The 12,008-nt window shown below is 60.1% G+C and carries 13 protein-coding genes; 10 read left to right on the top strand and 3 right to left on the bottom strand.

Annotation, left to right across the window (positions count from 1 at the left end; genetic code table 11):
• Positions 1-156: 156 nt before the first annotated feature.
• Positions 157-1,326, bottom strand: a complete 1,170-nt coding sequence (locus EPO09_RS11205; RefSeq protein ID WP_290643087.1) for an acyl-CoA desaturase — start codon at positions 1,324-1,326, stop codon at positions 157-159.
• 210 nt (positions 1,327-1,536) lie between these two features.
• Between EPO09_RS11205 and EPO09_RS11210 the strand changes: the two genes are divergently transcribed.
• The 7 genes from EPO09_RS11210 to EPO09_RS11240 all read left to right on the top strand — a co-directional run bounded on the left by EPO09_RS11210 (position 1,537) and on the right by EPO09_RS11240 (position 7,967).
• Positions 1,537-3,195, top strand: coding sequence for a CTP synthase (locus EPO09_RS11210; protein ID WP_290643088.1), 1,659 nt, complete (start codon positions 1,537-1,539; stop codon positions 3,193-3,195).
• Positions 3,196-3,218: 23 nt separating this feature from the next.
• Positions 3,219-4,073, top strand: coding sequence for a 3-deoxy-8-phosphooctulonate synthase (kdsA, locus tag EPO09_RS11215; RefSeq protein ID WP_290643090.1), 855 nt, complete (start codon positions 3,219-3,221; stop codon positions 4,071-4,073).
• A gap of 81 nt (positions 4,074-4,154) precedes the next feature.
• Positions 4,155-5,438 carry a phosphopyruvate hydratase gene (gene eno / locus EPO09_RS11220; RefSeq protein ID WP_290643092.1) on the top strand — a complete coding sequence of 428 codons (1,284 nt, stop codon included), beginning with the start codon at positions 4,155-4,157 and terminating at the stop codon, positions 5,436-5,438.
• A 66-nt stretch (positions 5,439-5,504) separates the two neighbouring features.
• The gene (ftsB, locus tag EPO09_RS11225; protein WP_290643093.1) at positions 5,505-5,819 is read left to right on the top strand and encodes a cell division protein FtsB; all 315 of its coding nucleotides are present in this window, start codon (positions 5,505-5,507) and stop codon (positions 5,817-5,819) included.
• 3 nt (positions 5,820-5,822) lie between these two features.
• Entirely contained in the window at positions 5,823-6,494 is a 672-nt protein-coding gene (gene pnuC, locus EPO09_RS11230) for a nicotinamide riboside transporter PnuC (protein WP_290643095.1), read from the top strand.
• Position 6,495: 1 nt separating this feature from the next.
• On the top strand, positions 6,496-7,143 hold the full coding sequence (locus EPO09_RS11235) for an ATP-binding protein (protein ID WP_290643097.1): 648 nt from the start codon (positions 6,496-6,498) through the stop codon (positions 7,141-7,143).
• Positions 7,143-7,967: a pseudouridine synthase gene (locus tag EPO09_RS11240; protein WP_290643099.1), complete on the top strand. Its 825-nt coding sequence runs from the start codon at positions 7,143-7,145 to the stop codon at positions 7,965-7,967. The genes EPO09_RS11235 and EPO09_RS11240 overlap by 1 nt, the downstream gene beginning before the upstream one ends.
• A gap of 3 nt (positions 7,968-7,970) precedes the next feature.
• On the opposite strand, the gene EPO09_RS11245 is transcribed toward EPO09_RS11240, so the two are convergent.
• Both EPO09_RS11245 and EPO09_RS11250 read right to left on the bottom strand, forming a co-directional pair.
• Positions 7,971-8,951, bottom strand: a complete 981-nt coding sequence (locus EPO09_RS11245) for an Hsp33 family molecular chaperone HslO (protein WP_290643101.1) — start codon at positions 8,949-8,951, stop codon at positions 7,971-7,973.
• A gap of 10 nt (positions 8,952-8,961) precedes the next feature.
• Entirely contained in the window at positions 8,962-9,501 is a 540-nt protein-coding gene (locus EPO09_RS11250) for a gamma carbonic anhydrase family protein (RefSeq protein ID WP_290643103.1), read from the bottom strand.
• A 213-nt stretch (positions 9,502-9,714) separates the two neighbouring features.
• Here EPO09_RS11250 and yaaA point away from each other — a divergent pair, with 213 nt between their 5' ends.
• From yaaA to EPO09_RS11265, 3 genes are all read left to right on the top strand, one after another.
• The gene (gene yaaA, locus EPO09_RS11255) at positions 9,715-10,491 is read left to right on the top strand and encodes a peroxide stress protein YaaA (RefSeq protein WP_290643105.1); all 777 of its coding nucleotides are present in this window, start codon (positions 9,715-9,717) and stop codon (positions 10,489-10,491) included.
• Between the two features lie 27 nt (positions 10,492-10,518).
• Positions 10,519-11,352, top strand: a complete 834-nt coding sequence (locus EPO09_RS11260; RefSeq protein ID WP_290643107.1) for a 2OG-Fe(II) oxygenase — start codon at positions 10,519-10,521, stop codon at positions 11,350-11,352.
• Between the two features lie 118 nt (positions 11,353-11,470).
• Positions 11,471-11,650, top strand: coding sequence for a hypothetical protein (locus EPO09_RS11265; RefSeq protein WP_290643109.1), 180 nt, complete (start codon positions 11,471-11,473; stop codon positions 11,648-11,650).
• Positions 11,651-12,008 lie beyond the last annotated feature (358 nt).

Consider the following 12,008-nt stretch of genomic DNA (forward strand, 5'->3'; position numbering starts at 1 on the left):
TCCTTGATGCCCACCACAATGGCCTGCAGATCGTAGGTCCAGATGAAGTCGTTCCAGCGACGGTTGAAGTCCGTCATGGTGTTGCTGGCGACATAGTCCAGCCAGTCGCGGCCAATGTGCTTGAGGGCCCAGCGGTTCAGGCGGGACAGCATCGCCTCAAGCATGGCCGGTTCCTGCGGGGTGCTGCTGCGTCTGCGCGGCGGGTGGGAAGGAGTGCTTCCACATCACCGACACGTAGTTTCGGATGGCACGGCCCCAGGTCGGGTTGCACTTGTAGTCGACACCGTACTTGGCGCACACGGCTTTGACTTCCTTGGCCATGTCCGGGTAGTGGTGCGAGGGGATGTCCGGGAACAGGTGGTGCTCGATCTGGTAGTTCAGGTGGCCCCACAGGATGCTCATGCGGCGGCTGCCCTTGAAGTTCACCGAAGACTCCAGTTGTGACAGGTACCAGTGGCCCTTGTGCTTGAGCGCATCGGCCGATTGCAACGGCTCCGTGAAGTGCGTGGCCTGGATCGTCATGCTGACCCAATAGTTGTTGATCACGTCAGCCAGCGCATTGCCCAGCAGCACCTTCAGGCCAGAAAAGCCTGTAGCGGCGGCCAGCAGCGGGAACACCACGTACTCTTTGGTCAGAACGCGCCAGATCGAGCGGCTGTTGCGCTTGGCCAGGGCCTCGTCCGACTCGCCTGCCGTGTCCACCATGGCGTAGCCCTTGTTGCCCTCTGGGAAGGCTCGCTCGCGGAACTTCTGCCCGAAGCCCAGGTTCTGGGCGTTGAACTGATAGAGCATCGTCGGGTAGGCGCCGAACAGGTAAACCGGCACCTGGAAGAGGTGGCGTTTGTTCCAGGGTGTCAGGTCGTTGGTGCGCAGGATGCCGTGATTCAGGTCCGGGTCCATCTCGAACACATTGGTGTGCACATGGTGCAGTCCGTTGTGCTCGCGGCGCCAGCCTTCCTCGTCCACGGGCGCCTTCCATTTGAAGTTGTGCGCGTGGAACTGCGGGATCTCGGGGAAGTAGTCATACTGCCCGTGCAACACGTTGTGGCCGATTTCGATGGCTTCGATGTTGCGGTGCAAAAAGGTGAAGAACACACCCAGCGAGAAGGTGATCGGTTCGGGACTCACCCACAGCAATCCACGGCCAATCATCTCGAAAATGCGTGAATTGCGGCGAAGTCCCTTGATATAAGCGATATCCTTGGGGCCCAGCTTGGCGCGGTAACGCTGCTTGATGTCGTCGATTTCCTTTTCGATCTGGTCAAAAAGGGCAGGGTCGACGTTGGTGAGCGCGGAGGGGCGCCCCGTATAGATATTGTTGGTCATGAATGGCCGGGTCCGGGGTGGTGGCGGCGCGATGCGGAAAAATGCCGGGACGCAAAAGCCGCGCAGTATAGAAGACTGCTATGGGTTAACCGGCCATCAGTATCAAGGGGGTTGATGTGGCGCAATCCACGGTTCAAACCCTTGCGGAGCCCCTATAATGCCGCTTTACCACCGCAGCGCCCGCCCTCAAGGCCGGCGCTTTTGCGCAAAATGACCAAGTTTGTCTTCGTCACGGGCGGTGTGGTGTCCTCGCTAGGCAAGGGCATCGCCGCTGCGTCACTGGCCGCCATTCTCGAATCTCGTGGCCTCAAAGTTACCCTGATCAAGCTGGATCCGTACATCAACGTCGATCCTGGCACGATGTCGCCCTTCCAGCACGGCGAGGTCTTCGTGACCGACGACGGCGCTGAAACCGACCTCGACCTGGGCCACTACGAGCGCTTCATCACCACGCGGATGAAGAAGGCCAACAACTTCACCACTGGCCAGATCTACAAGAGCGTTCTGGAAAAAGAACGCCGTGGTGACTACCTGGGCAAGACCGTGCAGGTCATCCCCCACATCACCAACGAGATCCAGGATTACGTGCGCCGTGGCGCTGGCGTCGGTACGCCCGATGCGGTTGACGTGGCCATCGTCGAAATCGGCGGCACCGTGGGTGACATCGAATCGCTGCCTTTCATGGAAGCGGCTCGCCAGCTGTGCCTGAAGGCCGGCCCGACCAATGCCGCTTTCGTGCACCTGACCTACGTGCCCTTCATCGCGGCCGCAGGCGAGCTCAAGACCAAGCCAACTCAGCACACGGTGCAGAAGCTGCGCGAAATCGGTATCCAGCCCGATGCGCTGCTGTGCCGTGCTGACCGCGCCATTCCCAATGATGAACGCGAAAAGATCTCGCTGTTCACCAACGTGCCCGAGTCCGGTGTGATCTCGGTGTGGGATGCCGACACCATCTACAAGGTGCCCCGCATGCTGCACGAGCAGCATCTGGACGACCTGATCTGCGGCAAGCTGCAACTGCAGACCAAGCCCGCCGATCTGTCGCGCTGGGACAACCTGGTTTACGAGGTCGAGAACCCCAAGAAGACCGTCACCATCGCCATGTGCGGCAAGTACACCGATCTGTCGGATTCGTACAAGTCGCTCAACGAGGCGCTGCGCCACGCCGGTATCCACAACCATGCTCGCGTCAACATCGAGTATGTGGACTCCGAAACGCTGACGCCTGAAACCGTGTCGCAACTCAAGCAGTTCGACGCCATCCTGGTGCCCGGCGGCTTCGGCAAGCGCGGTGTGGAAGGCAAAATCTGCGCGGCTCAGTTCGCCCGTGAAAACGGCATTCCTTACCTGGGCATCTGCCTGGGTATGCAGGTGGCCACGATCGAATACGCACGCCACAAGGCCGGCCTGACGGACGCCAACTCCACCGAGTTCGAGCCCAACACGCCGCACCCCGTGATCGCCTTGATCGACGAGTGGCTGGATGCCGATGGCACCGTGCAAAAGCGCGATGCTTCGTCCAACCTGGGCGGCACGATGCGCCTGGGCGCGCAAAGCTCTGACGTCAAGCCTGGCACCATCGCGCATGACATCTACGGCCCGATCGTGACCGAGCGCCATCGCCATCGCTACGAAGCCAACGAGCGTTACCTCGATCGCCTGCAGGAAGCTGGCCTGGTGATCTCGGCCATCACGCAAAGCGAGAAGCTCACCGAAATGGTCGAGCTGCCCAAGTCGGTTCACCCTTGGTACGTCGGCGTGCAGTTCCACCCCGAGTTCAAGTCGACCCCGTGGGGCGGCCACCCGCTGTTCACCGGCTACATCAAGGCTGCGCTTGACCATCAAGCCGCTGCCAACAAGAAAGCCTGAACAAGGCGCTGAGGAAGCATTCCATGAAGCTCTGCGGATTCGACGTCGGCCTGAACCATCCCTTCTTCCTGATCGCCGGCCCTTGCGTGGTCGAGTCCGAGCAGTTGCAGATGGACACGGCCGGTACGCTCAAGGAGATCACCTCTGCCTTGGGCATCCCCTTCATCTTCAAGTCCAGCTACGACAAGGCCAACCGTTCCAGCGGTACGTCCTTCCGTGGCCCGGGCATGGAGAAGGGCCTGGAGATCCTGGCCAAGGTCAAGCGTGAGCTGAACGTGCCCATCCTGACGGACGTGCACACGGAAGCCGAGATCCCCGTGGTGGCTTCGGTGGTCGACATGCTGCAGACGCCGGCCTTCCTGTGCCGCCAGACCGACTTCATCCACGCGGTCGCCCAATGCGGCAAGCCAGTGAACATCAAGAAGGGCCAGTTCCTGGCGCCTGGCGACATGAAGAACGTCATCGACAAGGCCCGTGCCGCAGCGCGCGAAAAGGGCCTGAACGAAGACAACTTCACGGCATGCGAGCGCGGCGTGAGCTTCGGCTACAACAACCTCGTGTCCGACATGCGCTCGCTGGCCATCATGCGCGAGACGGGTGCCCCTGTGGTGTTCGATGCCACCCACTCGGTGCAATTGCCTGGCGGGCAGGGCACGTCTTCGGGCGGCCAGCGCGAGTTCGTGCCTGTGCTGTCTCGTGCAGCCGTGGCCGTGGGCATCTCGGGCCTGTTCATGGAGACCCACCCGGACCCCGCCTGCGCGCTCAGCGACGGCCCTAACGCCGTGCCGCTCAAGCACATGAAGGCTCTGCTCGAAACCCTGGTCGAGCTGGACCGCATCACCAAGAAAAACGGCTTCCTGGAGTCGAACTTCTCCTGATGCCGCGGGTCCGATGCGGGCCCCACAATCTTTCGTTTTCGTTTTTTCTTATCTTCCAATTTTCTTCCTGAGGAAACCCAGATGAGCGCCATCGTTGACATCATCGGCCGCGAAGTGATCGACAGCCGCGGCAACCCCACCGTCGAATGCGACGTCCTGCTGGAAAGCGGCGTCATGGGCCGCGCCGCTGTGCCTTCTGGAGCATCGACCGGTTCGCGCGAAGCCATCGAACTGCGTGACGGCGACAAGTCGCGTTACCTGGGCAAGGGCGTTCTGAAGGCCGTTGAGCACATCAACACCGAAATCGCCGAAGCCGTGCTGGGCCTGGATGCTTCCGAACAAGCCTTCCTGGACAAGACCCTGATCGACCTCGACGGTACCGAGAACAAGGGCCGCCTGGGTGCCAACGCCATGCTGGCCGTGTCGATGGCCGTGGCCCGCGCCGCTGCTGAAGAAGCTGGTCTGCCCCTGTACCGCTACTTCGGTGGCATGGGTGCCGTGCAGTTGCCTGTCCCGATGATGAACGTCATCAACGGCGGCGCACACGCCAACAACAACCTGGACATCCAGGAGTTCATGATCCTGCCCGTGGGCGCACCGACCTTCCGTGAAGCCCTGCGTTACGGCGCCGAAGTCTTCCACGCTCTGAAGAAGATCCTGCACGACAAGCACATCAGCACCGCCGTGGGCGACGAAGGCGGTTTCGCGCCTTCCGTGGCCAGCCACGAAGAAGCCATCCAGCTGATCCTGCAAGCCATCGAAGCCGCCGGCTACACCGCTGGCGACCAGATCATGCTGGGCCTGGACTGCGCCGCTTCCGAGTTCTTCAAGGACGGCAAGTACCACCTCGAAGGCGAAGGCCTGAGCCTGACCGCCGAGCAGTGGACCGACATGCTGGCCACCTGGTGCGACAAGTACCCCATCATCTCGATCGAAGATGCCATGGGCGAAGGCGACTGGGCTGGCTGGAAGCACCTGACCGAGCGTCTGGGCAAGAAGGTTCAATTGGTGGGTGACGACCTGTTCGTGACCAACACCAAGATCCTGAAGGAAGGCATCGAGAAGGACATCGCCAACTCCATCCTCATCAAGATCAACCAGATCGGCACGCTGACCGAAACGTTTGCTGCCATCGAAATGGCCAAGCGCGCTGGCTACACCGCCGTGATCTCGCACCGCTCGGGCGAAACCGAAGACAACACGATCTCCGACATCGCCGTGGGCCTGAACGCTGGTCAGATCAAGACCGGTTCGATGAGTCGCTCCGACCGCATGAGCAAGTACAACCAGCTCCTGCGCATCGAAGAAGACCTGGGCAACGTGGCTGTGTACCCTGGCCGCAGCGCTTTCTACAACCTGCGTTGATCACTTCATCGCTGGTTTGATTCAGAAAGGCCCTTCGGGGCCTTTTTGTTTGATAAATTCGAGCCTATGCGCATGGCAACCGTCTTCCTGCTGGCTTTGTTGGCCGTCGTTCAAGCCGAACTCTGGTTTGGCAAGGGCGGCGTGCCGCGTGTCATGGCGCTGCGTGCGCAAGTGCAAACTCAGCAACGCGCCAATGTGGATGCGCAGGCCCGCAACGAGCAACTCTCTGCTGAAGTCCGCGATCTGCAGGAGGGGCTGGAGATGGTCGAGGAAAAAGCTCGCACCGAACTGGGCATGGTCAAGCCAGATGAAATCTACGTGCAACTGACCACCAAGCTGCCTCAGATCATGCCTGCGCAGCCCGTCGCGTCGGCGCCCTGAGTGATGCTGCCTGGTTTGGACGGCTTGGCCACATCGCTGGCCTGGGTTGACCCCTGGCTCGCGCCACTTTTTACTGCGTGGGGCGTGCCGGTCAGTCAACTCGAATGCTGGGCCTTCATCTTGTCCTTGCTGATGGTGGGGCTCAACCTCAAGGTCAATGCGTGGGGGTGGCCGCTGGCCATCATCAGCTCCATCCTGTATGGCCTGTTGTTTGCCCGTAGCAAGCTGTATGGTGAGGCATCCTTGCAACTTCTGTTCGTTGTGATGTCTGTCTGGGGCTGGTGGCAGTGGTTGGCGGGCAAGGGCGCAGACGATCAAGCCTTGCGTGTGCGAGCCTTGTCGATCAGAGCGCGATGGATGGCAGCTGGTGTCACCTTGCTGATGTGGCCTGCGCTGGGCGCCTTGCTGACGCATGTGACCGACTCGGATGTGCCTTATCTTGACGCCTTGCCGACGGCGGGCAGTGTGATGGGGCAGTGGTTGCTGGCGCGCAAGTTCGTGGACAACTGGCCTTGCTGGTTGCTGGTCAACCTGATCAGCATGGGCCTGTTTGCCTATAAACAGTTGTGGCTGACTGTGTTGCTCTATGGCCTCTTCGCTGTTTTGTCAGTGTTGGGCTGGCGCGTGTGGCTGCGCAAGGCGTGCTCGCTTACGGTCTCGTTGGATCGGGCCTGACATGAACGCTGGGCGGGTGATTACTTTGCTGGGTGCGGAAAGCACGGGCAAAAGCACACTGGCCATCGAGTTGGCAAGAGTCATGTCGTCACGAGGCGTCGATGCGGTCATGGTGCCGGAAGCCTTGCGCCTGTTTTGCGAGCATCATGGCCGTACGCCACAGCAACATGAGCAAGCGGATATCGCCGCAGAGCAAACCAGACTCATAGAGCAAGCCCGGGCCAGCCATCAAGTCGTGCTGGCAGACACCAGCGCTTTGATGATTGCCGTCTACAGCGACTACATCTTTGGTGATCGCAGCTTGTACGCGTCTGCCCTGAAAGCCCATGCTCCGTGTGATGCAACCCTGCTGATGTCCATGGATCTGGCCTGGGCCGCCGATGGCTTTGTACGTGACGGCGAGCACGCGCGTGAGCCTGTGGATGGCCTCGTTCGCGCGGCCTTGCAAGGTGCGGGCTTGAGCTACAACGTGGTCGCAGGGCATGGCATCGCGCGAGTCAATCACGCCTTGTCCGTGATCGATCATCTGTTGGATGCGCCGGCGCGCCAGCAGCGTCAAGCGGGTGCACCTCGCTGGCGCTGGTTTTGCGACAACTGCGATGACGGCGAATGCGAGCAGCACTGGCTGCCTCGCTCAGGGAAAGCCTGATGAGCGAGACAAGTGCGTCCTTGCGCATTCTTTGGCTGGACGATGACATGGTTGCCGTGCACAAGCCCGCAGGCTGGCTCGTGCACCGTACCGGGCTGGATGCGCACGAAACGCGTTTCGTGATGCAGACGCTGCGGGATCAACTTGGGCGCCATGTGTTCCCGGTCCACAGGCTGGACAAGGGTACCTCTGGCGTGTTGATCATGGCGCTTCACAGCGAAGCAGCGCGTGCCTTGTGCGAAGCGTTTGAGACACATCGTGTGCACAAGCACTACCTCGCCATGGTGCGTGGCTGGCCCGCGTTGTCTGCCCACATAGACCATGCGCTGAAGCCGGACGATGCACCGGCAGATGCTTTGGCTCAGCCAGCCGTGACGGACTTTCGGCGGCTCGCCACCTTGCAGCTTGACGTGCCGGTAGACCGCTATCCGTCCACCCGCGTGGCGCTGATGCAAGCCTGGCCTCATACCGGGCGCAGGCATCAGATACGCCGGCACCTCAAGCACATGGCACATCCCATCATCGGTGATGCCACACATGGCAAAGGTGCGCACAACCGTTGGTGGGCCCAGCAACTGGGGCAGCAACGCTTATGGTTGCATGCCTTGTCGCTCAACCTGGTGCAGCCCTTGACGGGGCAGCGTCTGAAGCTGGTGTCGCCTTTGCCTGCGATGGCCGACCAGCATCAGACCATTGCCACAGGCGGTGATGTGCGCCAAGCCACACTCAATCAGGATTGGGGGCAACTCCTTGCGGACTACCCCTGGCAGTTTGATCGACCGTTGAATCAGGTGATGTCAGACGATGGCCTGACATCCGCCTGATCATCACTGCAAGGTCGATGAACTGGGTGGCGTGTCGGCGCTGTTGTTGAACAACTCGGCCGCATCCACTGGGTCGAAATGGTAGTGCTGGCCGCAGAAGTCGCAGCCAATTTCAACTTGTCCTTGTTCTGCCACGATGGAGTCGATTTCCTCCTGCCCAAGGCTGCGCAGCATGTCCGCCACACGCTCGCGTGAGCAGGTGCAGGCAAAACGAGGGCCGGAAGCACCTTGCTGGGGCTCGAAGTAACGCACATCTTCTTCCCAGAACAGTCGGCGCAGGATCGTTTCGGCATCCAGGGTCAGCAGTTCTTCCTGTTTCAAGGTAGACGCCAGGTGCGAGATGCGGTTGTAGTGCTCGTCCATCTCAATGGCATCGACGTCAGATGTCGCCCCTTCCAGATTGGCCTTGCCCTCGACCGGCACGCGCTGGATCAGCAGGCCTGCCGCTATTTGGTCATTGGCAGCCAGAATGATCTTGGTATCCAGCTGCTCCGAACTTGCCATGTACTGCTCCAGCACGGAGCTCAAGTTGTGCAGCGGGCCCTTCTCATCATGCAGTGACACCACGCCCTGATAGGGTTGCTGACCCGGCAAGCGATCCTTGGGATCCAAGGTGATGGCGCAACGGCCTTTACCGTTCACGTTGACCATGACCTCCAATGGCAAGTGGCCGTTGTCGGTGGCGGGCAACTCGCCCACAACCTTGGCCGTGCTGCGAAAACTCAGGTCGGACTGGACTTCCGTGACGGCCAGCTTCACAGGACCCTCGCCAAAAATCTGCATGACCACGGCACCATTGAACTTGATGTTGCCTTGCATGAGCACACCGGCGGCGGTCATTTCACCCAGCAACTGGCGCAAGGGCGCATCAAAAGCCCCGGCCGATTCGCGGCGGCGCAAGGCCTCCTGCCAGCCATCGGTCAGGCGGACCAGCATGCCGCGCACCGGCAGGCCTTCAAACAGAAACTTGTGCAATTCGCTCATGGCGTGTCATTCAATCTTGGGCTGGCACATCAACGCGCACCAGATCGGTTTTGTATTCAGCGGACTTGGCCACGTACATGGCTGTGCCAATGTGCATGCGGGCCAGGTCGCCGTCAGTCAGGGGGCGCACAGCCTTGGCAGGCGAGCCCATGATCAACATGCCATCTTCAAAGACCTTGCCTTCCGTCACCAGGGCGCCCGCCGCGACCAGGCAGTTCTTGCCAATCACGGCGCCATTGAGCACCACAGCCTGGATGCCGATGAGCGAGCCATCGCCCACGGTGCAACCATGCAGCATGGCCTGATGGCCGACGGTCACATCCTCGCCGATCGTCAGGCCGAAACCGATGTCGGTATGCAGCACGGACGACTCCTGCACGTTGGAGCGTGCACCAATCACGATGGGCTCGTTGTCACCCCGCAAGGTCACATGAGACCAGACGCTGGTGCCTTCGGACAAGGTCACGCTGCCAATCACGTCAGCTGATTCGGCCACAAAGGCACTGGGGTGAACCTGGGGAACCTTGTCTTTGATGCGATAGATCGCCATGGTCAGTGGCCGCAGCAAGCGCTGCAGCAGGGCAGTGTTGTAAACCGCCGATTTTAAGAGTGTTGCGCAAGTCCTGCTTGAATCCCTTTGTCTCGCGGCACAGGAATCTATGATGAGAAAATAGGTGGCCTCAAATTGAATGAGATCCTTCGCCCTTGCAGGTTTCAGTCGGGTTGTCCCCCTGACGCTCTCTGCTGAACTGTCATCTCCCACATGTTGATATTGCTGTCTCCTGCCAAAAGCCTGGACTACGACACCGCGCCGACCACCGACAAACACACGCTGCCGCAGTTTGTGAGCGACTCTGCGGGGCTGATCGAGGTGCTCAAGCCTTATACGCCGGCACAGATCGCATCGCTGATGGACCTCAGCGATGCGCTGTCTACCCTCAACGTGGCGCGCTATGCCGCCTGGCGTCCCAGGTTCACGGCCAAGAACAGCAAGCAGGCCATCCTCGCGTTCAATGGCGACGTGTACGAGGGGCTGAACGCAGCCAGTCTTGATCAGGCTGATCTGGATTGGGCGCAATCGCATGTGGGCATTCTCAGTGGCCTTTACGGCGTGCTGCGCCCCTTGGACTGGATGCAACCCTATCGACTGGAGATGGGCACCAAATTGCAGAATCCCCGTGGGAAGGACTTGTATGCATGGTGGGGCGACACGCTTGCCAACCATCTGGACGCCCAGTTGAAGAAGCAAGGTGACGATGTCATCATCAACCTGGCCTCGCAGGAGTATTTCAAGTCCGTCAAACGCAAGGCCTTGAAAGCCCGCGTCGTCGAGTGTGTTTTCGAGGATTGGAAGGGCGCAGGTTGGAAGATCATCAGCTTTCACGCCAAACGCGCGCGAGGCTTGATGGCGCGTCACGCCATTCTGAAGCGTGCTCGCAAGCCTGCTGATTTGCTGGATTTTGACGCCGAGGGCTATGCCTATGACGCCACCGTTTCGTCACCCGACCGTCTGGTATTTCGGCGTACGTCACCAGCCTGATCTGACAGGCACCTCACTGGAGCATGCATGAGCGAGCAGTTGATCACCCCGGAACTCCGCCAATGGATTCTCCAGCAGGCTCAAGCCGGACACACTGCCGATTCGGTCCTTGAGGCGATGAAGGCCAGCGGCTGGGAAGAGCATGTCGCCCTTGACGCGCTGGAGGAGGTGATGGTGGCGCATGTCGGCGAGACCCAAGTCGTCGCACAGAAGGTGCCGGAAGTGCTGAACGACGGCGTATCCCGTGTCTGGGCGCACGACAAATACGTGAATGTGCTGGTTCAGATCCGCCATCCTCGGGTCGTCGTGTTTGGTGATTTCCTGTCCTTGGATGAGTGCGAGCAACTCAAAGCTTTGGCGCAGCCTCGCATGACACGCTCCCAGACTGTGGTGCACGCGACAGGCGACAGTGAAGTCAATGATGTGCGTACCAGCCAGGGTATGTTTTTCGGTCGTGGCGAAAACGAGCTATGCCAGCGTATCGAAGCTCGCATTGCCGCGCTTGTGCACTGGCCGGTTGAAAATGGTGAAGGCATCCAGGTGCTGCGTTACGCCCCAGGCGCGCAATACAAACCTCATTTCGATTACTTCGATCCGAATCAACCGGGGACGGCGCCCATTTTGAAGCGCGGCGGTCAGCGCGTGGGGACAGTTGTGATGTACCTCAACACGCCAGACTCCGGTGGCGCCACCACATTCCCGGATGCCGGGGTCGATGTTCATGCCCTTGCTGGTCAGGCTGTATTTTTTGCATACGGATTGCCGCATCCTTCAACCAAGACCTTGCACGGTGGTGCGCCGGTGCGAGAAGGTGAGAAATGGGTGGCCACAAAATGGATGCGTGAGCGCGCCTTCGAATAATTTCAAAAAAATTTGTGCAGCGTGTCAACCGAATCAAAAAGGGGTGCGTTGACATCTCACAGGCCGGACAGTGAGTTGGCCTGAAACCAAACCACATTCATATTTCTGGAGTTTTTTCATGAAAAAGCTGATCGCCGCTCTGATCGCCTCGATGTTCGCTATTGGCGCTTTCGCCGCTGAAACCGCTGCTCCTGCTGCTGAAGCTGCTGCTTCCGCTCCAGCCAAGAAGGCCAAGAAGGCTCACAAGGCCAAGGCTGCCAAGAAGGCTGCTGCCGCTTCTGAAGCTGCTTCGAAGTAATTCATTTTGCTGATTAGGCCGGTCTTTGACTGGCGTGAGTCGGCAAGAAAGAAAAAACCCGGCTAAGCCGGGTTTTTTTATGGGCGCCTTTGATTCGCTGCGGCTGTGTCAGCCGCGCACTCTACGTGGAGGTGGCGACGAGACGGGGCCACTATTGGCCGCTTCAGATCGACGGGGCGCGCGCAGATCCTGATTTTGGCCGTTTTGCTGGGATTTGCTGGTGCCGCCTGCGCTGGTTGGTGCCTGACGCGAAGCGCTGGCACCTTGGCGACCGCCGCCGCCGTGGCCTTGCCCCTGGTTGCCACCACGATGCTGCTGGTTGTGGCCGCCACCGCCTGGTCGCCCAGAGGTGTTGCCT

Origin of the sequence: Aquabacterium sp. (assembly GCF_004297345.1) — a bacterium.
Taxonomy (GTDB): Bacteria; Pseudomonadota; Gammaproteobacteria; order Burkholderiales; family Burkholderiaceae_C; genus Aquabacterium.